20 protein-coding genes are annotated in these 23,662 nt (G+C 61.6%); 9 read left to right on the forward strand and 11 right to left on the reverse strand.

What is annotated here, in order from left to right:
• The first annotated feature begins 108 nt into the window (after positions 1–108).
• Complete coding sequence (locus JJN09_RS02265; protein ID WP_249485308.1) at positions 109–1,425, forward strand: MFS transporter; 1,317 nt, start codon at positions 109–111, stop codon at positions 1,423–1,425.
• A gap of 45 nt (positions 1,426–1,470) precedes the next feature.
• On the opposite strand, the gene purT is transcribed toward JJN09_RS02265, so the two are convergent.
• The 5 genes from purT to JJN09_RS02290 form a co-directional block, all read right to left on the reverse strand.
• Entirely contained in the window at positions 1,471–2,652 is a 1,182-nt protein-coding gene (gene purT / locus JJN09_RS02270; protein WP_249485311.1) for a formate-dependent phosphoribosylglycinamide formyltransferase, read from the reverse strand.
• A gap of 100 nt (positions 2,653–2,752) precedes the next feature.
• Positions 2,753–3,220: a preQ0 transporter gene (locus JJN09_RS02275; protein WP_249485313.1), complete on the reverse strand. Its 468-nt coding sequence runs from the start codon at positions 3,218–3,220 to the stop codon at positions 2,753–2,755.
• A 240-nt stretch (positions 3,221–3,460) separates the two neighbouring features.
• Positions 3,461–3,670, reverse strand: coding sequence for a DUF1289 domain-containing protein (locus JJN09_RS02280; protein ID WP_249485318.1), 210 nt, complete (start codon positions 3,668–3,670; stop codon positions 3,461–3,463).
• Positions 3,667–4,191, reverse strand: a complete 525-nt coding sequence (locus tag JJN09_RS02285) for a gamma carbonic anhydrase family protein (protein WP_249485320.1) — start codon at positions 4,189–4,191, stop codon at positions 3,667–3,669. Before JJN09_RS02285 ends, JJN09_RS02280 begins: the two co-directional genes overlap by 4 nt.
• A 47-nt stretch (positions 4,192–4,238) precedes the next feature.
• On the reverse strand, positions 4,239–4,838 hold the full coding sequence (locus JJN09_RS02290; protein ID WP_249485322.1) for a CoA pyrophosphatase: 600 nt from the start codon (positions 4,836–4,838) through the stop codon (positions 4,239–4,241).
• Between the two features lie 147 nt (positions 4,839–4,985).
• Here JJN09_RS02290 and JJN09_RS02295 point away from each other — a divergent pair, with 147 nt between their 5' ends.
• From JJN09_RS02295 to nagE, 7 genes are all read left to right on the forward strand, one after another.
• On the forward strand, positions 4,986–5,537 hold the full coding sequence (locus JJN09_RS02295) for an NUDIX hydrolase (RefSeq protein WP_096819233.1): 552 nt from the start codon (positions 4,986–4,988) through the stop codon (positions 5,535–5,537).
• Positions 5,538–5,640: 103 nt separating this feature from the next.
• On the forward strand, positions 5,641–6,156 hold the full coding sequence (locus tag JJN09_RS02300) for a murein L,D-transpeptidase family protein (RefSeq protein ID WP_249485324.1): 516 nt from the start codon (positions 5,641–5,643) through the stop codon (positions 6,154–6,156).
• Between the two features lie 329 nt (positions 6,157–6,485).
• Entirely contained in the window at positions 6,486–7,217 is a 732-nt protein-coding gene (locus JJN09_RS02305; RefSeq protein ID WP_007954613.1) for a GntR family transcriptional regulator, read from the forward strand.
• Between the two features lie 30 nt (positions 7,218–7,247).
• On the forward strand, positions 7,248–8,354 hold the full coding sequence (gene nagA, locus JJN09_RS02310; RefSeq protein ID WP_249485326.1) for an N-acetylglucosamine-6-phosphate deacetylase: 1,107 nt from the start codon (positions 7,248–7,250) through the stop codon (positions 8,352–8,354).
• Positions 8,335–9,357 (forward strand): SIS domain-containing protein, encoded by a 1,023-nt coding sequence (locus JJN09_RS02315; protein ID WP_249485328.1) that lies wholly within the window; start codon positions 8,335–8,337, stop codon positions 9,355–9,357. Before nagA ends, JJN09_RS02315 begins: the two co-directional genes overlap by 20 nt.
• 35 nt (positions 9,358–9,392) lie before the next feature.
• Positions 9,393–11,906 (forward strand): phosphoenolpyruvate--protein phosphotransferase, encoded by a 2,514-nt coding sequence (gene ptsP / locus JJN09_RS02320; protein WP_249485330.1) that lies wholly within the window; start codon positions 9,393–9,395, stop codon positions 11,904–11,906.
• A gap of 23 nt (positions 11,907–11,929) precedes the next feature.
• Positions 11,930–13,645, forward strand: coding sequence for an N-acetylglucosamine-specific PTS transporter subunit IIBC (nagE, locus tag JJN09_RS02325; protein ID WP_249485332.1), 1,716 nt, complete (start codon positions 11,930–11,932; stop codon positions 13,643–13,645).
• A 679-nt stretch (positions 13,646–14,324) separates the two neighbouring features.
• Here nagE and JJN09_RS02330 read toward each other — a convergent pair.
• A complete protein-coding gene (locus JJN09_RS02330; RefSeq protein ID WP_192563631.1) occupies positions 14,325–14,636 on the reverse strand; it encodes a YqfO family protein in 312 nt (103 codons plus the stop codon).
• 5 nt (positions 14,637–14,641) lie between these two features.
• Positions 14,642–18,538 carry a phosphoribosylformylglycinamidine synthase gene (gene purL, locus JJN09_RS02335; RefSeq protein WP_249485334.1) on the reverse strand — a complete coding sequence of 1,299 codons (3,897 nt, stop codon included), beginning with the start codon at positions 18,536–18,538 and terminating at the stop codon, positions 14,642–14,644.
• 285 nt (positions 18,539–18,823) lie between these two features.
• Here purL and mltF point away from each other — a divergent pair, with 285 nt between their 5' ends.
• Positions 18,824–20,284: a membrane-bound lytic murein transglycosylase MltF gene (gene mltF / locus JJN09_RS02340; RefSeq protein ID WP_249485336.1), complete on the forward strand. Its 1,461-nt coding sequence runs from the start codon at positions 18,824–18,826 to the stop codon at positions 20,282–20,284.
• A gap of 65 nt (positions 20,285–20,349) precedes the next feature.
• Here the strand turns inward: mltF and pdxJ are convergent, their stop codons facing one another.
• The 4 genes from pdxJ to rnc form a co-directional block, all read right to left on the reverse strand.
• Positions 20,350–21,093 carry a pyridoxine 5'-phosphate synthase gene (pdxJ, locus tag JJN09_RS02345; RefSeq protein WP_007957371.1) on the reverse strand — a complete coding sequence of 248 codons (744 nt, stop codon included), beginning with the start codon at positions 21,091–21,093 and terminating at the stop codon, positions 20,350–20,352.
• Positions 21,094–21,139: 46 nt separating this feature from the next.
• Positions 21,140–21,829 carry a DNA repair protein RecO gene (gene recO / locus JJN09_RS02350; RefSeq protein WP_249485338.1) on the reverse strand — a complete coding sequence of 230 codons (690 nt, stop codon included), beginning with the start codon at positions 21,827–21,829 and terminating at the stop codon, positions 21,140–21,142.
• A 197-nt stretch (positions 21,830–22,026) separates the two neighbouring features.
• On the reverse strand, positions 22,027–22,929 hold the full coding sequence (gene era / locus JJN09_RS02355) for a GTPase Era (RefSeq protein ID WP_064586098.1): 903 nt from the start codon (positions 22,927–22,929) through the stop codon (positions 22,027–22,029).
• On the reverse strand, positions 22,922–23,611 hold the full coding sequence (gene rnc, locus JJN09_RS02360) for a ribonuclease III (RefSeq protein WP_096819215.1): 690 nt from the start codon (positions 23,609–23,611) through the stop codon (positions 22,922–22,924). Before rnc ends, era begins: the two co-directional genes overlap by 8 nt.
• Positions 23,612–23,662 lie beyond the last annotated feature (51 nt).

Genomic DNA, 23,662 nt, shown 5'->3' on the forward strand with positions numbered 1-23,662 from the left:
CGACGACTGTTCCTACCTGAAACAGCGTTCGCGCCCTATCCCACATCCCTGGGTGTTCGACCATAATAATTCGCTCCAACGGAGCTCATGACTGTCAGGGATCACCGCATGACGACCAGTACCGCTTACAGCGACACCGCGCCTGCCCAACCGACCAACTCCGCCACCCGCGTGGCTACCGCGAGCTTCATCGGCACGGCCATCGAGTTCTACGACTTCTACGTCTACGCCACTGCCGCTGCACTGGTGATCGGGCCGGTGTTCTTTCCGCAGACATCCGGCACGGCGCAGATGCTCTCGGCATTCCTTACCTTCGGCATCGCTTTCCTCGCTCGCCCCCTGGGCTCGGCACTGTTCGGCCACTTCGGCGACCGGATCGGACGCAAATCGACACTGGTGGCTTCCCTGCTGCTGATGGGCGTCTGCACCACGCTGATCGGCGTACTGCCGGGTTACAACAGCATTGGGGCGTGGGCGCCGATCCTGTTGTGTGTGCTGCGCTTCGGCCAGGGCCTGGGATTGGGTGGTGAATGGGGCGGCGCGGCGCTACTGGCGACCGAAAACGCACCGAAAGGCAAACGCGCGTGGTTCGGCATGTTCCCGCAGCTGGGCCCTTCGATCGGTTTTCTGGCGGCCAACGGCCTGTTCCTGACCCTGGCCATGACGCTCAATGACGAACAGTTCCGTAGTTGGGGCTGGCGGATTCCGTTCCTGCTCAGTGCCGTGCTGGTGATGGTCGGGCTGTATGTGCGCCTCAAGCTGCACGAAACACCGGTATTCGCCAACGCCATCGCCCGTCAGGAGCGGGTGAAAGTGCCGCTGATCGAGCTGTTCAGCCAATACTGGGCACCGACGCTGTTGGGCGCAGCCGCCATGGTGGTGTGCTATGCGCTGTTCTACATCTCGACGGTGTTTTCCCTGAGCTACGGCGTGTCGACGCTGGGCTACAGCCGCGAGACATTCCTCGGGCTGCTGTGCTTCGCCGTGCTGTTCATGGCAGCCGCCACTCCGTTGTCAGCCTGGGCAAGCGATCGTTACGGGCGCAAACCGGTGCTGATCGTCGGCGGCGTGCTGGCAGTTCTTTCCGGATTTCTGATGGAGCCATTGCTGACTCAAGGCTCGACCTGGGGCGTGGCGTTGTTCCTGTGTATCGAGTTGTTCCTGATGGGCGTGACATTCGCCCCGATGGGCGCGTTGCTGCCGGAACTGTTTCCAACCCACGTCCGTTATACCGGCGCATCGGCGGCCTACAACCTCGGCGGCATTGTCGGAGCCTCGGCGGCGCCGTTCTTCGCGCAGAAACTGGTGGCGATGGGTGGTTTGAGTTACGTCGGTGGGTATGTGTCTGCGGCCGCGGTGCTCAGCTTGATCGCTGTGCTGTGCCTGAAGGAAACGCGCCATAACGACCTGAATCAGGTGTCGTAAGCGCATGATCGCTCCCGCACGGGCGGGAGCGATCAGATAGCGAGATTACAGCTCTACAACGACCGCCTGAGAAGCACGGGTCGCCTTGGCACGAGCCGCTTCAATCGATTCGTCACGCGCCAGGGCCACGCCCATGCGACGCTGGCCATTGACCTCAGGCTTGCCGAACAGTCGCAGCGCGGTATCCGGCTCGCTCAGTGCAGCGCCGAGGTTGGCGAATGCGGTCTGGGTCGACTGACCTTCCACCAGAATCACCGCCGAAGCCGATGGGCCGAACTGACGGATCAGCGGCACCGGCAGGCCGAGAATCGCGCGGGCGTGTAGGGCGAACTGCGACAGGTCCTGGGAAATCAGAGTCACCAGACCGGTGTCGTGCGGGCGCGGCGACACTTCGCTGAACCACACCTGATCGCCCTTGATGAACAGCTCGACGCCAAACAGGCCACGGCCGCCCAACGCCTCGGTCACGGCTTTGGCAACGCGCTCGGATTCAGCCAGTGCAACCGGGCTCATGGCCTGTGGCTGCCAGGATTCCTGGTAGTCGCCCTTCTCCTGACGATGGCCGACCGGCGCACAGAATGTGGTGCCACCGATATGACGAACGGTCAGCAGGGTGATTTCGTAGTCGAAATCGATGAAGCCTTCGATGATCACCCGACCTTTGCCAGCGCGACCGCCCTCTTGCGCATAATCCCAGGCCTTCTGCACGTCATCGGCGCTGCGCAACAGGCTCTGGCCCTTGCCCGACGAGCTCATCACCGGTTTGACGACGCACGGGAAACCCAGGTCCTCAACGGCTTTGCTGTAGTCCTCGAAGGTGTCGGCGAAGTGGTACGGGGAAGTCGGCAGATCCAGCTCTTCGGCGGCCAGACGACGGATGCCTTCACGGTTCATGGTCAGTTGCGCGGCGCGAGCGGTCGGGATCACGGTGAAGCCTTCGGACTCCAGCTCCACCAGGGTGGCGGTGGCGATGGCTTCGATTTCCGGCACGATGAAGTGCGGCTTCTCGGCTTCGATCACCGCACGCAGGGCGGCGCCGTCGAGCATGTTGATCACGTGGCTGCGATGGGCAACCTGCATGGCCGGCGCATTGGCGTAACGGTCAACGGCGATCACTTCAACGCCAAGGCGTTGCAGCTCGATCACCACTTCTTTGCCCAACTCACCACAGCCACACAGCAATACGCGGGTCGCGGTTGGCGACAATGGAGTTCCGATACGGGTCATCTCAGGTCCTCAAAGAAGCGGATCATCGAGGAAAGCAACGCCAGACGCGCTTTCCATGGGGAGAAAGCGCGGCATTTTACATGAACCTGAGGGTTTGGCTTCAGCCGGCGACAGCCTGTTTACGCTCGCGCCAGGCCATGATCAGCCAGACGGCAGTGACACCGGCGAACTTCGAGGCCAGAGCAGTGATGATCACCGGTGGCGTCAGCAGGTCGATCATGCCGAAGAATATGAAGGTGTCGAGGGGAATGCTCAGCGCTGAACTGATCCACAGGCGGTCGCGCAGCGGGCGCTTGGTGATAGTGAACACCAGCCAGTCAATGCACTCGGACACAGCAAACGCAGTGGCGCTGGCCAATGCAATGGATGGATCGGAGGTGATGTAGGACAGCACCAGCGCCGCCAGCATCGCCGCAATCGCGCCGTGGCCGAAACGGATCTGCACCATGTCGCGCAACACGAACACCAACCCACCCCAGGCCGACCAGATGATGTCCAGGTGAGGCGCGGTGGAGAAGGCGAAGTTGATCAGCACGACGCTGCTGATGTAGGCGATGAGGAAAATCATGGGCGTGACCTGTCAATTTGGCGCACAGGTTACTGGAGCGTTAGATCAAGAGCTACCCCTCACCCCAGCCCTCCCGAAACGTCGGACCGCCCTAAGGGAGAGGGGGAAAGGGAGCCGATCTTTATGCTGTTCAAACTTGAGTTCGACTCGGTAATTCAGGTCGATGTAGATCGGAAGTACAACTCGGTCAGTCCCCTCTCCCACTGGGAGAGGGCTAGGGTGAGGGCTCTCTCAGGACGATCACGATTTTGGCGGCAACATCCAGACCAGCCCACTAGATTTCGCCCGCTCATGGCACAACCCCAGCACCACCCGCCGCTCGTCGTTGGTCATCCGGCTCCAGCGCGTAATCTCCTCGACCGTGCGCTGGCAACCGGTGCAAATATCGTCATCGTCCAGCGCACAAATATTCACGCAAGGCGAGGCCACCGGCCGCTCAACCGTATTCATTCTTCCTGCTCGACCAGATCGCGCGCATAGCGCTGCGAGTTATGCACATAGTGCGCGGCGCTGGCTTCGAGCATCTTTTTCTGTTGCTCGGTCAACTCACGCACCACCTTGCCCGGCGAGCCCATCACCAGCGAACCGTCCGGGATTTCCTTGCCTTCCCCGATCAGCGAATTGGCGCCGATGATGCAGTTCTTGCCGATCTTCGCGCCGTTGAGGATGACGGCGTTGATGCCGATCAGGCTGTAGTCGCCGACCGTGCAGCCGTGAAGCATGGCGTTGTGGCCGATAGTCACGCCGGTGCCGATGGTCAGCGGGTAGCCCATGTCGGTGTGCATCACGGTGCCGTCCTGCACGTTGCTGTTCTTGCCGACCAGGATCAGTTCGTTGTCGCCGCGCAACACGGCGTTGAACCAGACGTTGGCGCCCTCTTCCAGTTTGACCTTGCCCACCAGCACGGCATTGGGGGCGACCCAGCTCTGCGGATGGGTTTCGACACGGGCGTCGCCCAGGCGGTATTTCATCTTGTTTTCCTCAGGGCTCACGATGGCTGGCCATTTGACCGATGGCTTCAGGTATTGATGAAGCTTTTAGGCGGTCGATGCAGGCTGATTTTGGCGTCATAGAGCAGGTTGATCAACTCGACGATCATGATCGCCGTCAGCCCCCAGATCTTGAATTCGCCGTAACGATAGCTCGGTACGTACCAACTGCGACCCTGATAGTCGATGCGATGGGTGTGTTCACGCGGGTCCTTGCGGAAGAATTCCAGCGGCACACTGAACACCGCAGCGATCTCCGCATCATTGGCCTGGTATTCGACAAAATCGGGAATCACCCCGACATACGGTGTGACCTTGATGCCATGCAGGGAGATCAATGGACTGAGCGGACCGATCACTTCGACCAGACCGGGTGGCAGGCCGATTTCTTCTTCGGCTTCACGCAGCGCGGTGAAGATCAGGTCCGGATCCTCCGGGTCCCGTCGACCGCCGGGAAAGGCGACTTCACCACCGTGGGTCGAGAGCCCGCTGGCGCGCAAGGTAAGGACAAGCTCGGGTTCGTCACTGCGAGTAATCGGCACCAGGACGGCGGCCTCGGGGAAACGCGTGTCGGTCTCCAGCGTGCGCGGCGTGTGATTGCTTACCCGGTGCAGTAGCTCGTCCAGCATAAGTGTTCTCGATCTGTGCCTTGCCCTGCATCATGCACCAATCAATGCGACCGCCCAAGCCCCGAACAAGGGTCATGTCGCGAAACGACAACTTGCCGACTGACACCGCTGCACGCCAAGATAGGCGCAGCATTCAGGAACCCCAGCATGAAATTTTGCAGCCAGTGCGGCAACCCGGTAACCCAGCGCATTCCCGAAGGCGACTCGCGGCTGCGATTTGTCTGCGACAGCTGTCAGACCATTCACTACCAGAACCCCAATATCGTGGCCGGATGTGTGGCGACCTGGGGCAGCAAAGTCCTGCTCTGCCGCCGCGCCATTGAGCCGCGTCTCGGTTACTGGACGCTGCCCGCCGGTTTCATGGAGAACGGCGAGACCATCGAGCAGGCCGCCATCCGCGAAACCGCCGAGGAAGCCTGCGCCCGGGTGCGCAACCTGAGCATCTACACCCTGATTGATGTGCCGCACATCAGTCAGGTGCATGTGTTCTTTCGCGCCGAGCTTGCTGATCTGGACTTTTCCGCCGGCCCCGAGAGCCTCGAAGTGCAACTGTTCGACGAAGCGCAGATTCCATGGGACGAGCTGGCTTTCCGCACGGTGGGCCGTACCTTAGAATGCTTCTTCGCTGACCGCCGCGCCGAGACTTACCCGGTGCGCTCGGAATCGATCCCGCCGCTCGCTCAACCGGCCATCACTTGATTTCAGCGCCAGCCGGCCGATAACCCGCGTGCGCAGCCCGCGACAGCGCCTGCATAAGATCTATAAATAAATTATCTGCATCACCTTCTGGGGAATCGTTTCAATGCGCTGGTTGCTTGCCCTGTTCTGCCTGTCGTTCGTCACCGTCTCTCAAGCGTCGTTTGTGACCACCGTGACGCCTTCGAACACCCCGCTCATCGAAAAAATACTGGTGCTCAAATCGGCTCATCAACTGCAGTTGATCGCCGATGGCAAGCTGCTCAAGAGCTATCGTATTTCCCTGGGCAAGGGCGCGAAAAAAGGGCCGAAACTGATTGAAGGCGACAAACGCACACCGGAAGGTTTCTATTGGATCGACTGGCGCAAGACCAGCGACAAATTCAACCTGTCGATGCACATTTCCTACCCGAACATCAGCGACTCCGCCCGCGCCCGGCGCGAAGGCGTCGAGCCTGGCGGCATGATCATGATCCACGGCACGCCGGATTCCGAGGACAACCCGGAAAACCTGTTCCACACCCTGGACTGGACCGACGGCTGCATCGCCATGCGCAACGTCGACATGCGCGAAGTCTGGAACCTGGTGCCGGACGGCACGATGATCGAAATCCGTCCTTGATTCAGTAATCAGCGCGCCTGCGCTCTCCGGGCCGCATAGCGGCCCTTTCCCCTGACCATTGGTCGCCCGCAAAAAATAAATTCAAAAGATCGCAGCCTGCGGCAACGTCTGAACGGTGATACCACTTTCACCCGCCAGAACTGCCGCAGACTGCGATCTTTTGCATTCCAGAGCCCACCTCTAATACCACTTGAAACCACTCGCCCTCCAACACTCGACTACAAAGGACTACAGGCCTTTCCGCCGCGTTGACATGGTATGCAAGTGGTATTAGTTTTCGCCGAAACAGCGAGCGACAACACTCCAATATCAGCTCCGGAAATGCCTGCATGAATGATCTACACGCCCTGCGCCCTGACGACTCCCAGCCGACGCCGCTGTACCTGCAACTGGCGCGCAATCTGGAAGCAGCGATCCATGCCGGCCAGTGGAAAGCCGAACAGGCGATGCCCTCGGAACGCAATCTCAGCGAAATGCTGGGGATTTCCCGAGTCACCGCGCGCAAGGCGCTGGAAGTTCTGCTCGATCAAGGCTTGATCCGCCGCCTGCAAGGTTCCGGCACCTTCATCACCCCACGCCTGGAACAACCACTGTCGCGCCTGTCGGGGTTCAGCGAAATGCTGCGTCTCAAGGGCTTCGTGCCCAGCTCGCAATGGCTCGAACGGGAAATCACCCTGCCAACCCACGAAGAACTGATCCGCCTCGGCCTGTCGCCGAACGACAAGGTCGCGCGCATGAAACGCCTGCGCAAGGCCGACGACACCGTGATGGCCATCGAGATGAGCACCCTGCCCGCCTCGATCATGCCCAAGCCACAAGTGGTGGGCGATTCGCTCTACGAACACCTCGACAGCATCGGCAAACCGATCGTGCGCGCCTTGCAACACATCCAGGCGATCAACGCCTCGGACGAGTTCGCCGCGCTGGTCGGCATCGCCCCCGGCACCGCGATGCTGCTGATGACCCGGGTCGGCTACCTGGAAGACAACACGCCGATCGAAGTCACCGACACCTATTGCCGCAACGACTACTACGACTTTGTTGCAGAGCTTCGCCGCTGATCAGCAGCCAGGCCTAACGAGAGAAGCGAAATGTCCGAAGACAACATCCTCACCGCTGACGGCTGGGTTCGCGGCCGGCTGATCCACGAACACGGCAGAGTCGTGTCGATCGAAGGCGTGCCTTGCGATCCGGCGGACAACGACCTGCCTTATCTGCTGCCGGGCTTCATCGACCTGCACGTTCACGGCGGTGGCGGCAAAGACATCATGGAGGGCACCAGCGCCTTCGAGACCATCACCCGAACCCACGTGCGCTTCGGCACCACCTCGCTGCTGGCCACCACGATGACCGCACCGAGTGCCGAGATTTCCAGCGTGCTAAAGGATGTCGGCGAATTCTGCGAGCAGCGTCCGAAAGGCGCCGCCCGGGTCCTCGGCGTACACCTCGAAGGCCCGTACATCAATCCCGGCAAACTCGGCGCGCAACCGAACTTTGCCCACACAGCGCTGATGGCCGAAGTCGAAGAGTATCTGGCACTCGCGCCGATCCGGGTAATCACCATCGCCCCGGAAATCGCCGGCCATGACGGCTTGATCCGTGAACTGAGCCGCCGTGGCATCCGCATGCAGATCGGCCACACCCTCGGCAGTTACGAGGAAGGTGTCGCCGCCCTCGAGGCTGGGGCGACCAGTTTCACGCATTTGTACAACGCCATGAGCCCGCTGCATCACCGCGAACCGGGGATAGTCGGCGCGGCACTGGCCCACGCCAAGTTCGCCGAGCTGATTCCGGACTTGCTGCACGTGCACCCCGGTGCGATCCGCGTGGCCTTGCGCTCGATTCCTTGCCTGTATTGCGTCACCGATTCGACCGCCGCCGCCGGCATGCCCGACGGCGAATACAAGCTCGGCAGCCACACCGTCACCAAATGCCTGGGTGGCGTGCGCCTGCCGGACGGCACGCTGGCCGGTAGCACCCTGACCATGGATCAGGCTTTGCGCAATCTGGTGAAGATCGGTCTGCCGATCGCCGAGGCCTCGCAACGTCTTTCGCAATTCCCCGCCGACTACCTCGGCATCACCGAACGCGGGCGCCTGCAACCGGGCGCCTGGGCCGACTGCGTGCGGCTGGATCGCTCACTCACACTGACCGCCGTCATGGTCGAAGGAGAAGACATTGACTTCAAAAATGCTTGAGGAGGCGCTGTCCTCGTTCGAGGCCGTGCAAGCCCAACTGCAACAGCTCGACGGCTCGATGATCGAGATCGCCGGGCGCCTGCGCCGTCAGCCGCCGCAAGTGGCGATGACCGTCGCCCGTGGCAGTTCCGATCATGCGGCGAGCTACTTCGCCTACCTGACCATGCAGCAACTGGGCATTCCGGTAGCGTCGCTGCCGATGTCGGTGGTGACCATGCAACAGGCGCCGTTGAAGGTCAGCGGTCAGGTCGCGTTCGCGTTTTCCCAGTCGGGCCAGAGCCCGGATCTGGTCAACAGCCTGCGTCTGCTGCGCAAGCGCGGCGCCCTGAGCGTGTCGATGGTCAATGCTGCCGATTCGCCGCTGGAGGCCGCGTGCGAATTCAGCCTGCCACTGCTGGCCGGCACCGAAAGCAGCGTCGCCGCGACCAAGAGCTTCATCGCCACCCTCAGCGCCAGCGCCCGTCTGATCGCGCACTGGAAAGAAGACAGCGAATTGCTGGACGCGCACAACGCCCTGCCCGCCGGTTTGCGCGAAGCCGCGCAACAGGACTGGAGCCTGGCCATCGACGCCCTGCGCGATTGCGAACGCCTGATGGTAATCGGCCGGGGCGCCGGTTTTGCCATCGCCCAGGAAGCCGCGCTGAAATTCAAGGAAACCTCGGCGATCCAGGCCGAAGCTTTCAGCAGTGCCGAAGTCCGTCACGGCCCGATGGCCCTGATCGACGAACACTACCCGCTGCTGGTGTTCGCCCCGCGCGGTGCCGAACAGGCCGGTCTGCTGAGCCTGGCGGCCGAGATGCGCCAACGCGGCGCCCGCGTCCTGCTGGCCGCGCCGGATGACGTCAGCGAACGTGACCTGACTTTGAGCCGCGCGGAGCATCCGGCGCTCGACCCGATCCTGGCGATCCAGAGTTTCTACGTGATGGCAGCTGGTCTGGCCGTGGCCCGCGGCATGGATCCGGATCAGCCGCGACATCTGAGCAAAGTCACTCGTACGCACTGAGTCCGAACCGAACGTTTTCCTGATGAGACCGAGCCATGCACAACAACAATAAAGAGCTGACTTTAAGCGCCCCGCTCAGCGGCCCGGTGCTCACGCTCGCCAAAGTTCCGGACGCGGTGTTCGCCAGCGGCGCGATGGGCGACGGTATTGCCATCGATCCACTGAACGATACCTTGTACGCACCCTGCGCCGGCGTGGTGATACACGTCGCCCGCACCGGCCACGCGCTGACCGTGCGTGCCGACAACGGCGCGGAAATTCTCCTGCACCTGGGACTCGATACTGTCGAGTTGCAGGGCGAAGGTTTTTCGATGCTGGTCAAGGAAGGCACCCGGGTCAGCAGTGGCCAACCGTTGCTGCGCTATGACCTGGACAAGGTCGGCCGGCAGTGCAAAAGCCTGGTCAGCCTGCTGATCCTCACCAACAGCCAGGATTTCCAGGCGCGCCCCATCACCCTGAAAACGGTGAAGGTCGGCGAGCCGCTGCTGCACATCGTTGCTCGTCACAGCGCAGCGGCGAATGCAGAAGAACTCGGCGGCCCGGAAGTTCACGGTCACGTGCGAGTCGCACATCGCGGCGGTCTGCATGCACGCCCGGCGGCGTTAATCCGCCAGACAGCGCAGGGTTTCAAGAGCCAGTCGCAGTTGCATTTCGCCGGCAAATCGGCGCCTTGCAACAGCCTCATCGGTTTAATGGGCCTGGCGATTGGCGAGCTGGATGAAGTGCAAGTCAGTTGTCAGGGCTCCGACGCGCAAGCGGCACTGCAAGCCTTGCTCACCGCACTGGCCACCGCCCTGCCCGATGATCATCACGCTGCCGCGCCGGTTGTTTCTGCCCCACGCAATCGCCCGGCCGAGGCCGGCGTGTTGCACGGTGTGTGCGCCGCTCCGGGTCTGGTCGGCGGGCCGCTGTTTCGCTTGAACGCGATCAGCCTGCCGGCGGACGCTGGCAATCATCAGCCCGAGCAACAATTGCAGATCCTCGACGCGGCACTGAATCAGGTTCGCAGCGAAATCCACGGCACCCTCGTCCAGGCGAAAAAACAGCGGAATGCCGACGAAGAAGCGATCTTCGCCGCGCACCTCGCATTGCTGGAAGACCCGGCCCTGCTCGACGCCGCGCAGCAATCGATTGAAACCGGCACCGCAGCGACTCACGCCTGGAGCCAATCCATCGACGTGCAATGCGAAGTGCTGCAAAACACCGGCAGCGCACTGCTGGCTGAGCGCGCCAACGATCTGCGCGACCTCAAGCAACGGGTGCTGCGCGCCCTGCTCGGTGAAGCCTGGCATTACGAAGTGCCGGCCGGCGCCATCGTCGCCGCCCACGAACTGACACCTTCGGACCTGCTGCAACTGAGCGCGCAAGGCGTCGCAGGGTTATGCATGGCCGAAGGGGGCGCAACTTCCCACGTGGCGATTCTGGCCCGAGGCAAAGGCCTGCCGTGCATGGTTGCATTGGGTTCGGCGCTGCTCGATCAAACGCAAGGTCAATCGGTGGTCCTCGACGCCGACGGCGGCCGCCTCGAACTGACGCCGAACGCCGAGCGTCTGACCGAAGTCCAGCAGGCGCAAGTCGACCGCCAACGACGTCGTGACGCCCAGCAAGCCCAGGCCCATCTACCGGCAGAAACTCGCAACGGCGTGGCCATCGAAGTGGTCGCCAACGTCGCCTCCAGCCATGAAACGGCGGATGCGTTTGCCAACGGCGCCGACGGCGTCGGCCTGTTGCGCACCGAGTTCCTGTTCGTCGATCGCCACACCGCGCCGGACGTTGAAGAACAGCGCACCGCTTACCAAGCGGTGATCGATGCCATGGGCGACAAGTCGGTGATCATCCGCACCATCGACGTCGGCGGCGACAAGCAACTCGACTACCTGCCACTGCCGGTGGAAGCCAACCCGGTACTCGGCCTGCGTGGTATTCGCCTGGCCCAGGCCCGCCCGGAAATCCTCGACCAGCAACTGCGCGCCCTGCTGCAAGTCAGCCCGTTGCAGCGCTGCCGGATCCTGCTGCCGATGGTCACCGAAGTCGACGAACTGCTGCACATCCGCCAACGGGTCGATGCGCTGTGTCTGGAACTCGGCATCAATCAACGTCCGGAAATCGGCGTGATGATCGAAGTCCCGGCCGCCGCGCTGCAGGCCGAACAACTGGCCGAACACGCCGACTTCTTGTCCATCGGCACCAACGACCTGTCGCAATACACCCTCGCCATGGACCGCGACCATGCCGGCCTCGCCGCACGGGTCGATGCCTTGCACCCGGCGCTGCTGCGTTTGATCGCCATGACCTGCGAAGGCGCGGCGGTGCATAAGCGCTGGGTCGGCGTATGCGGTGCTCTGGCTTCTGACCCGCTGGCGACGCCAGTGTTGATCGGCCTGGGCGTGACCGAACTGTCGGTGAGCCCGGTACAGATTGGTGAAATCAAGGATCGCGTGCGCCAGCTGCACAAAGCCGAATGCCAACGCCTCGCCCGGGACTTGCTCAAGCTGAGCAGCGCCGCCGCGGTGCGTCACGCCTGTCATCAACATTGGCCACTGCGCTAACAAAAACAACAAGGACAAACGCCATGTACCAACTCTTCATCGAAGGCCTGCAACGCCTCGGACGAGCGCTGATGCTGCCGATCGCGATCCTGCCGATCGCCGGCCTGCTGCTGCGTCTGGGCGACACTGACCTCCTGAACATCGCGATCATCCACGACGCCGGCCAAGTGATCTTCGCCAACCTGGCGATGATCTTCGCCATCGGCATCGCGGTCGGATTTGCCAAGGACAACAACGGCACCGCCGGCCTCGCCGGGGTGATCGGTTACCTGGTGATGATCTCCACCCTCAAGGTGCTCGACGCCAGCATCAACATGGGCATGCTCGCCGGGATCGTCAGCGGCCTGATGGCCGGTGCGCTGTACAACCGCTTCAAGGACATCAAGCTGCCGGAGTATCTGGCGTTCTTCGGCGGCCGGCGTTTCGTACCGATCGTCACCGGTTTCGCGGCGGTGGGTCTGGGCGTGGTCTTCGGCTACATCTGGCCGCCGATCCAGCACGGCATCAACAGCTTCGGCAGCCTGATGATGGAAAGCGGCAGCTTCGGTGCGTTCGTCTTCGGCGTGTTCAACCGCCTGCTGATCGTCACCGGCCTGCACCACATCCTCAACAATATGGCGTGGTTCGTGTTCGGCAACTTCACCGACCCGACCACGGGTGCGCTGGTGACAGGCGACCTGTCGCGCTACTTCGCCGGCGATCCGAAGGGCGGCCAGTTCATGACCGGCATGTTCCCGATGATGATCTTCGGCCTGCCCGCCGCGTGCCTGGCGATGTACCGCAACGCCCTGCCGGAGCGACGCAAGGTGATGGGCGGGATCTTCCTGTCGATGGCGCTTACTTCATTCCTGACCGGCGTCACCGAACCGATCGAATTCGCCTTCATGTTCCTCGCACCGCTGTTGTATCTGGTGCATGCGCTGCTGACCGGATTGTCGATGGCAATCACCAACGCGCTGAACATTCATCTGGGCTTCACCTTCTCCGGCGGCTTCATCGACATGGTGCTGGGTTGGGGACGATCCACCAACGGCTGGCTGGTGATCCCGGTGGGCCTGGCTTATGCGATCATTTATTACGCGGTGTTTGATTTCTGCATCCGCCGCTTCAACCTGAAAACGCCGGGACGTGAAGACGTTGCCACCGCCGATAAAGCGGTTTTGACCGAGAACGAACGCGCCGGGGCTTACATCAAGGCACTGGGTGGCGCGGAGAATCTGGTCACTTTCGGCGCATGCACTACGCGCCTGCGACTGGAAATGGTCGATCGCAACAAAGCCTCGGACGCCGATCTGAAAGCGCTGGGTGCAATGGCGGTTGTGCGTCCGGGCAAGGGTGGGAGTTTGCAGGTGGTTGTCGGGCCGATGGCCGACAGCATTGCCGATGAGATTCGACTGGCGATGCCGGCGTTGGGACGTGCCGTAGTGGCTGCACCTGTCGCGATCATCGAAACCAGTGAACCCGTAACGGTCGCCACACCGCTGGCACAGCAATGGCTGGCAGCCCTGGGCGGCAGCGACAATGTGCTGCAACTGGACTGCATCGCCATGAGCCGGATTCGCCTGCAACTGGCTGATGGCAAGGTGTTGTCGGAAACACGATTGAAAGAACTGGGGTGCTTGGGTGTGAGCGCGCTGGAGGATGGCGTGTGGCACTTGCTGGTGGGTGAGCGGGCGCAGAGTTTGAGTGCGGCGCTGGAGGGGCTGGTTAATCGGAGTGAGGTGAGTGCCAAGGTTTAGGGCGAACTCTGAATAGCTGGGTTGGGGGTGATTTGAAGCATCTTTGTGCGAACTCAGAATCCCCCCTCACCCTAACCCTCTCCCGGAGGGAGAGGGGACTGACCGAGTTGTTTGGGAGAGGTACGCCGACGTGACATACCAAGGTGAACTCGGGTTTTGAAACACGTACAACTCGACTCGTGTCTCCTTTGCTTCATTTGCTTCCTTTGCTTCCTCCCCCTCTTCTGCTCCTTGCTCCTGCTCCAGCTCCAGCTCCAGCTTCAGCTTCTGCTTCTGCTTCCGCTTTCGCTCTCCACCACTCAACACGATGAGCGTTAGCTCGAGTAAAGCTCTTGATCTTTTGGCCCCTTCGGCAGGCTGAGTGGAGGGATTTATCCGGGGGTGGGAGCGTAGCGACCGTGCGGCGAAGCCGCATGCATCGAGAGGAGGTGCAGCGAAGCAAACCGTAGGCGATGCCCCCGGATGAATCCCGGAGCGAAGGAACACCGAGCCACAGCGAGGTGCCGAACGCCGGGGCCCAGACCTTTGGTTACTTTGGGGCGTTTGCCAAAGTGACCCGCCGTAAGGGCGGAACCATAAGCCGCCGCACCCGAAGAAACGGATATCCACCAAACCCAAAAAACCAAAAAACCCGCTGAAATCACTCTCAGCGGGTTTCCCATTTCGACAGCAAGAAAGATCAAAAATCCTCCAACCGCCAAACCTCATAAGCCGGCGTCTCGTAAGGATGGCTAGCCTTCAAAGCCCCAACCACCCCACGAATCAACTCATCGCCAACAACAAGCTCAACCTTCCACTCCTCGACCCGCTCAACCCGCCCCGCCTCACCAATGAACGGCTGACTCCCGTCCAAAGGCCGAAACTGACCAGATCCAAGCACCTGCCACGCACAGTGGTCATAGTCACCAATCCGCCCACCACCGGCAGCGAACACAGCGTCCTTGACCACCTCGACATGGCTGTCGGGAACAAAAAACGCGAGCTTGTACACAGCGCTTAGTTCACCCACACACGAGCGTTACGGAACATACGCATCCAAGGAGCGTCTTCGTTCCACTCTTCCGAACGCCACGAGTTCTGCACGGCGCGGAACACACGCTCCGGGTGCGGCATCATGATCGTCACGCGACCGTCGCGGCTGGTGAGGCCGGTGATCCCGCGCGGCGAACCGTTCGGGTTGGCCGGGTAGGCTTCGGTGACCTTGCCGTGGTTGTCGACGAAACGCATCGCCACGCAACCGGACAGATCGGCTTCGAGCAGTGCCTCTTCGCTTTCGAATTCGGCATGGCCTTCACCGTGAGCAATGGCGATCGGCATGCGCGAACCGGCCATGCCCTGCAGGAAGATCGAGTTCGACTCCTGAACCTGAACCATCGCCACGCGCGCTTCGAACTGCTCGGAGCGGTTGCGCACGAAGTGCGGCCAGAATTCGCTGCCCGGGATCAACTCGTGCAGGTTGGACATCATCTGGCAACCGTTGCACACGCCGAGGGTGAAGCTGTCGTTACGCTCGAAGAAACCCTGGAACGCATCGCGGGCACGGCTGTTGAACAGCGCCGACTTGGCCCAGCCTTCACCGGCGCCGAGTACGTCGCCGTAGGAGAAACCACCGCAAGCCACCAGACCCTTGAACTCGTTCAGGTCGACACGGCCGGCCAGAATGTCGCTCATGTGCACGTCGATCGCGTTGAAGCCGGCGCGGTCGAATGCTGCGGCCATTTCCACCTGACCGTTGACGCCCTGCTCACGCAGCACGGCAACCTGTGGGCGGATGCCTTTCTTGATGTAAGGCGCGGCGATGTTCTGATTGACGTCGTAGCTCAGCTTGACGCTCAGGCCCGGGTTGTCTTCTTCCAGCAGCACATCGAACTCTTGCTCGGCGCAGTCGGCGTTGTCGCGCAGACGCTGGATCTGGTAGCTGGTTTCAGCCCAGGTACGCTGCAGCAGACGACGCTGGCCTTCGAACACGGTGTCACCGTTGAAGGTGATGTTGATCTGGCCATTGTTCATTGGCTGACCGATCACCGACACGCAGTCGCCCAGACCGGCAGCGCTGAATTGCGCGAGGATGTCCGGCGTGGCGTCCTGGCGAACCTGGATCACGGCACCCAGTTCTTCGTTGAACAGGATGGCGGCGATTTCTGCCGAGGACTCAGCAACGCTGTCGAGGTTCAGGCTCAGACCGCAGTGGCCGGCGAAGGCCATTTCCACCACGGAAGTCAGCAGACCACCGTCGGAACGGTCGTGGTACGCCAGCAGGTGACCGTCGGCGTTGAGGCCCTGGATCACTGCGAAGAAGGCTTTCAGGTCTTCGGCGTCATCGACGTCCGGAGCCTGCTTGCCGAGCTTGCCGTGAACCTGAGCGAGGATCGAGGCGCCCATGCGGTTCTGGCCGCGACCGAGGTCGATCAGGATCAGGTCGGTGGTGCCCTTGTCCATGCGCAGTTCCGGGGTCAGGGTCTGACGGATGTCAGCCACTGGCGCAAAACCGGTCACGATCAGCGACATCGGCGAGGTGACGGTCTTGTCTTCGCCATTGTCGTTCCAGCGGGTGGCCATGGACATCGAGTCCTTGCCCACCGGGATGGTGATACCCAGCTCAGGGCACAGTTCCATACCGACCGCTTTCACGGTGTCGTACAGACGCGCGTCTTCGCCCGGGTGGCCGGCAGCGGACATCCAGTTCGCCGACAGTTTGATGTCGGAGAGCTTGTTGATGCGCGAGGCGGCAATGTTGGTCAGGGTTTCGCCGATGGCCATGCGGCCCGACGCCGGAGCGTCCAGCAGTGCCAGCGGAGTGCGCTCGCCCATTGCCATTGCTTCACCGGTGTAGACGTCGAAACTGGTGGCGGTGACGGCCACGTCGGCCACCGGAACCTGCCATGGGCCGACCATTTGGTCACGGGCTACGAGGCCAGTGATGGTGCGGTCGCCGATGGTGATCAGGAAGCTTTTGCTCGCCACGGCCGGGTGGTGCAGAACGCGCTCGATGCTTTCGCTGATGTCGAGGTTCGACGGATCGAAGTCATCGCCCAGCTCGGCTTCGCGAACCACCGAACGGTGCATGCGCGGCGCCTTGCCCAGCAACACTTCCAGTGGCATGTCCACCGGGTTGTTGCCGAAGTGGCTGTCGGTCACGGTCAGTTGCGGTTCGGCGGTGGCTTCACCGACGACGGCAAACGGGCAACGCTCGCGTTCGCAGATCGCCTTGAAGCGCTCGAAGTCGGCCGGGCCGACTGCCAGAACGTAACGTTCCTGGGATTCGTTGGACCAGATTTCGTGCGGGGCCATGCCCGGCTCGTCGTTTGGAATGTTGCGCAGTTCGAAACGGCCACCGCGGTCGCCGTCGTTGACCAGTTCCGGGAAGGCATTGGACAGACCGCCCGCACCCACGTCGTGGATGAAGCTGATCGGGTTCTTGTCGCCCAGCTGCCAGCAACGGTCGATGACTTCCTGGCAGCGACGCTCCATTTCAGGGTTTTCACGCTGAACAGAAGCGAAGTCCAGATCCGCCGAGCTGGTGCCGGTCGCCATCGAGGAAGCAGCACCGCCGCCCAGACCGATCAACATCGCCGGGCCGCCGAGGACGATCAGCTTCGAGCCGACCAGAATCTCGCCTTTCTTGACGTGTTCTTCACGGATGTTGCCCATGCCGCCAGCCAGCATGATCGGCTTGTGGTAACCACGAACTTCGTCACCGTGCGGGGTGGTGATCGACTGTTCGAAGGTACGGAAGTAACCGGTCAGGGCCGGACGACCGAATTCGTTGTTGAACGCAGCGCCGCCCAGCGGGCCTTCGATCATGATGTCCAGCGCAGTGACGATGCGCTCAGGTTTGCCGTACGGCACTTCCCACGGCTGTTCGAAGCCCGGGATCTGCAGGTTCGACACGGTGAAACCGGTCAGGCCGGCCTTCGGCTTGGCGCCACGACCGGTTGCACCTTCGTCGCGGATCTCGCCACCGGAACCGGTGGACGCGCCCGGGAACGGAGCGATCGCGGTCGGGTGGTTGTGGGTTTCGACCTTCATCAGGATGTGCACCGGCTCCTGCACCGCGCCGTACTGACGGGTTTCCGGATCCGGGAAGAAGCGGCCGGCGACGTTGCCGACGATCACCGAAGCGTTGTCCTTGTAAGCGGACAGCACGCCTTCGCTGTGCATCTGATAGGTGTTCTTGATCATGCCGAACAGGCTTTTTTCCTGGCTCTCGCCGTCAATATCCCAACTGGCGTTGAAGATCTTGTGGCGGCAGTGCTCGGAGTTGGCCTGGGCGAACATCATCAGTTCGATGTCGTGCGGGTTGCGCTTGAGACCGTTGAAGGCGTTGACCAGGTAATCAATCTCGTCTTCGGCCAGGGCCAGGCCCAGCTCGACGTTGGCCTTTTCCAGCGCGGCGCGACCACCGCCGAGGATATCGATGGCCGTCAGCGGCTTAGGTTCGGCGTGGCTGAACAGACCGGCGGCCTGCTCGAGGTTGGCCAGAACGATCTGCGTCATGCGGTCATGCAGTACATCGGCAATCTGTTGTGCTTCGGCTTCGCTGAACTGACCGGCCACGTAGAACGCGATGCCGCGCTCCAGACGCTGGATCTTGCTCAGACCGCAGTTGCGGGCGATGTCGCTGGCCTTGCTCGACCATGGCGAGATGGTGCCGAAACGCGGCAACACCAGGAACAGACGACCGGTCGGCTCTTGAACCGGAACGCTTGGACCGTACTTCAGAAGGCGCGCAAGCACCTGCTGTTCGTCGCCGGTCAGGACGCCGGTGACTTCGGCGAAGTGAGCGAATTCAGCATACAAGCCACTGACAGCCGAAACCTTCTGGCTCAGTTGCTCAAGGAGTTTGCTGTGGCGAAAGGCAGAAAGGGCAGGAGCGCCGCGCAGGATCAACATCTTCGGGACAGCCTCGGGAAGGGGTGTGCTTTGAGGCCGTGCATTCTAGCCTAAACCGCCCTCAACATCACCCGAAACGCTACGCACGGTTGCACCTGGATGTCGAGTGGTGTTCCTGCCTTGAGGGTCAAATTTATCGGGTGTTGGAATGCGGGTTATTTTTTCTGTCACAAAATGCCTTTCGGGCCCATTCCTGCGGGGTTTCGAGCGGTTTTGTGATCCCTAGCAGACAACCCTTCACCTGTCGAGATATGGCGCCCGTTGTCCTTTGCGTATACTGCGCACATGTTTTCCCCAACGGCTTTGCGTCCGCGGTACGCCAAATGGCTGATCGCAACCGGACTCTTCCTGATGCTCAGTGGCTGTGTTGATAAACCCAACACCCTCGAGCGCGTAAAGGAGGATGGTGTGCTGCGGGTGATCACCCGTAACAGCCCCGCCACCTACTTTCAGGATCGCAGCGGCGAAACCGGCTTCGAATACGAGCTGGTGAAGCGCTTCGCCGACGATTTGGGGGTGGAACTGAAGATCGAGACCGCCGACAACCTCGATGACCTGTTCGACCAGATCGGCAAGCCCAACGGCCCGGTACTGGCTGCCGCGGGCCTGGTCAGCAGCGAACAGCGCAAGAAGCAGGTGCGGTTCTCCCATTCCTACCTCGAAGTCACCCCGCAGATCATCTATCGCAATGGCCAGTCCCGGCCAACCGACGCCAGTGAACTGGTCGGCAAGAAGATCATGGTGCTCAAGGGCAGCACCCACGCCGAACAGCTCGCCGAGCTGAAACAGAAATATCCCGGGATCGAATACGAAGAATCCGACGCCGTTGAAGTGGTTGACCTGCTGCGCATGGTCGATGAGGGCCAGATCGACCTGACCCTGGTCGACTCCAACGAAGTGGCGATGAACCAGGTGTACTTCACCAACATCCGCGTGGCCTTCGACCTCGGCGATGCGCGCAGCCAGAGTTGGGCAGTGGCCGCCGGCGAAGACAACAGCCTGCTCAACGAGATCAACAGTTATCTGGACAAGGTGCAGAAGAACGGCACCCTGCAACGCTTGAAAGACCGCTACTACGGCCACGTCGACGTCCTCGGCTACATGGGCGCGACGACCTTTGCCCAGCATTTGCAGCAGCGGTTGCCCAAGTACGAACAGCACTTCAAGACTTACGCCAAGAAAGAGAAAGTCGACTGGCGCCTGCTCGCGGCCATCGGTTATCAGGAATCGCTGTGGCAGCCGGCCGTCACGTCGAAGACCGGCGTGCGCGGCCTGATGATGCTGACCCAGAACACCGCCCAGGCCATGGGCGTGTCCAACCGCCTCGATCCGAAGCAGAGCATCATGGGCGGCGCGAAATACCTGGCCTACATGAAGGATCAACTGGATGACTCGATCCAGGAGCCGGATCGTACGTGGTTTGCACTGGCCGCCTACAACGTTGGCAGCGGCCACCTGGATGACGCGCGCAAACTGGCATCCCGGGAAGGCCTGAACCCGGACAAGTGGCTGGATGTGAAGAAGATGCTGCCACGCCTGTCGCAGAAGCAGTGGTACAGCAAGACCCGCTATGGTTACGCCCGTGGCGGCGAACCGGTGCATTTCGTGGCGAACATCCGTCGCTACTACGACATCCTGACCTGGGTGACCCAGCCGCAACTCGAGGGTGATCAGGTCGCCGAAGGCAATCTGCATGTGCCGGGGATCGACAAATCCAAGCCGGCGCAGGAAAACCCGCCGCTGTAGTCCAGCCACCCCAAATCAAATGTGGGAGCGGGCTTGCTCGCTCCCACATTATTTTGTGTTGATGCTCAGGCCTTTGCAGCCGCCAGGATCAGCGCTTTCATCTCCGACACTGCCGACTTGAAGCCGACGAACAAGGCATGCGCCACCAGCGCGTGACCGATGTTCAGTTCGTTGATGCCCTTGATCGCCGCCACGGCTTCAACGTTGTGGTAGTGCAGACCGTGACCGGCGTTGACGATCAGGCCCTGGGCCAGACCGAATGCCACACCGTCCGCCACGCGCTTCAACTCTTCGGCCACTTCGGTCGGCGTTTCAGCATCGGCATAACGCCCGGTGTGCAGCTCGATGGCCGGTGCGCCGACGCGTTTCGAGGCAGCGATCTGCCGCTCGTCAGCGTCGATGAACAGCGACACTTCGCTGCCGATCTTCGACAGACGCTCCACCGCAGCCCTAATGCGCTCTTCCTGTCCCGCCACGTCCAGACCGCCTTCAGTGGTCAGTTCCTGACGCGTCTCCGGCACCAGGCAGATGTGGGCCGGACGGATGCGCTCAGCGAACGCCATCATCTCTTCGGTAACGCCCATTTCGAAGTTCATGCGGGTTTGCAGCACATCCTTGAGCAGCAGCACGTCGCGCTCCTGAATGTGGCGACGGTCCTCGCGCAGGTGCACGGTGATACCGTCGGCGCCCGCCTCTTCCGCGTCCAGCGCGGCCTTGACCGGATCCGGATAACGCGTGCCCCGAGCCTGACGCAGGGTGGCGACGTGGTCGATGTTCACGCCAAGAAGAATGCGATTGCTGGTGGTCACGGATGCGCTCCTGAGGGGAAAGATTCGGCGCACAGCATACACGCCGTTATGGCTTTCGAAACAGCTCGCGACTGACCAAGGGACGACCGCCAAGATGAACTGCAAGTGCCTGACGCATCAAGCGTTTGGCGGCGGACAAGGCGCCAGGGGCCGACCAGTCGGCTTCGGCCATGGCCAGCAGCTCGGTGCCATTGAACAGACCGGGTTGCAGCAGGTACACCCGCTCAAGTCCGGCATCCACCTGCAAGCGATAGAGGCCGTCCGGCGCGATGGGCTCGTCATTGATGTCGGTGTTCAGGGAGAAGCCGTAACCGAGGTCGTCTAGCAGGCGCCATTCGAAGGAACGCAGCAATGGCTCCAGTGGTCGGCCTTCAGCCAAAGCCAGCAAGGTCGCTGCGTAATGATCGAACACTGCGGGATGCGGGTCTTCGGCTGGCAGCAGGCGGATCAGCAACTCGTTGAGGTAGAGACCACTGAACAGTGCCTCACCCACCATCCACGTCGCATGACCGGCGCTTTCCATTCGCCCGACATTCTTCAACTCACCCTTGCCGCGAAATTCCACTTCCAGCGGCACAAACGGCCGCGCCAGCGTCCCGGCCTTGCCCCTCGCGCTGCGCAACACCGCCCGCAGCCGACCTTGCGGCGTGAGGAAGTCCACCAAGGCGCTGGTTTCGCGGTAGGCGCGGGAGTGGAGGACGTAGGCGGGTTGGGCGGGAGGCGGGGTTGAGGACATGGTGTCTCGCTGGAGGAATGCAGGCTTGAGAACAACATAAACCAAATGTGGGAGCGGCGGTGCGACGACTCGACTTGCCGCGATGGCGGATTCACATTCAACATCTCTGCCGAACATGACATCCTCATCGCGGGCAAGTCGAATCGTCGCACCGCCGCTCCCACAGGGTTCTCTGTTTTTGGCAGGAACCGGATTTCTTACAGGTCGCCGTAACCCAGCGAACGCAGCGCACGTTCGTCGTCGGACCAGCCGCCCTTCACCTTCACCCACAGGTTGAGCATGATCTTGGAGTCGAACAGCAACTCCATGTCCTTGCGCGCCTCGGTGCCGATACGCTTGATGCGCTCGCCCTTGTCGCCAATGATGATTTTTTTCTGGCCGTCACGCTCGACGAGGATCAGCGCGTGGATGTGCAGAGTCTTGCCCTGTTGCTTGAACTCTTCGATTTCCACGGTGATCTGGTACGGCAGCTCGGCACCCATCTGGCGCATGATTTTCTCGCGTACCAGTTCCGCGGCGAGGAAACGGCTGCTGCGGTCGGTGATCTGGTCTTCCGGGAAGAAATGATCGTTCTCCGGCAGATGGTCGGCGATGACCTTTTCCAGTGCCTCCAGGTTGTGCCCGTGTTGCGCCGAGATCGGAATGATCTGCGCGTTCGGCAGCTGTTCCTGCAACCAGGACAGGTGCGGCATCAGCTCGGCCTTGTCCTCGATGCGGTCGGTCTTGTTCAGCGCGACGATGAGCGGGCCGGTCACGTACTGCACACGCTCCAGCACCATCTGGTCTTCTTCGGTCCACTTGGTGCGGTCGACCACGAAGATCACCACGTCGACGTCTTTCAACGCCGCCGAAGCGGTCTTGTTCATGTAGCGGTTCAGGGCCTTTTCGCCACCCTTGTGCATGCCCGGGGTGTCGACGTAGATCGCCTGCACGTCGCCCTCGGTCTTGATCCCGAGCATGTTGTGGCGAGTGGTCTGCGGCTTGCGCGAAGTGATCGCGAGCTTCTGGCCGAGGATGTGGTTCAGCAGCGTGGACTTGCCCACGTTGGGACGGCCGACGATGGCAACATAGCCACAGCGAGTTGCGTTTGTATCAGTCATTGCCATTCTCCACACCCAGGGCAATCAGTGCTGCGGCGGCCGCTACCTGTTCGGCAATGCGACGGCTCACACCCTGACCCCGGCTTTTTTCATTCAATAGGACAACTTCGCACTCGACGAAGAACGTACGACAGTGCGGTTCACCCTGGATATCCACCACTTCATAGCGTGGCAGGTCGCAACCGCGCGATTGCAGGAATTCCTGCAGGCGGGTCTTCGGATCCTTGTTGGTGTCGACCAGCGTCAGACCTTCGAACTCGCCGGCCAGCCAGGCCAGAACACGCTCGCGGGCGACTTCCATACCGGCGTCGAGGTAGATTGCGCCAATCAGCGCTTCCAGGGCATCGGCCAGAATCGATTCGCGACGGAAACCGCCGCTTTTCAGCTCACCGGAGCCCAGGCGCAGGTACTCGCCCAAGTCAAAACCACGGGCCAGCACGGCCAGGGTCTCACCTTTCACCAGACGTGCACGCAAACGCGACAACTGGCCTTCGCGGGCCAGCGGGAAGCGGTCGAACAGTGCCTCGCCAGCGACGAAGTTGAGGATCGCATCGCCGAGGAACTCCAGACGCTCGTTGTTGCGTCCGGCAAAGCTGCGGTGCGTAAGGGCCAGGACCATCAGTTCCTGGTCCTTGAAGGTGTAACCGAGCTGACGCTCGAGACGGCTTAGAGAAACGCTCACGGTTTACCCACGCTGAGTTCGTGGCTGGATTCCACCGCCATCGCCGGGATA

The sequence above is a fragment of the Pseudomonas sp. HS6 genome, assembly GCF_023375815.1.
Lineage (GTDB): Bacteria > Pseudomonadota > Gammaproteobacteria > Pseudomonadales > Pseudomonadaceae > Aquipseudomonas.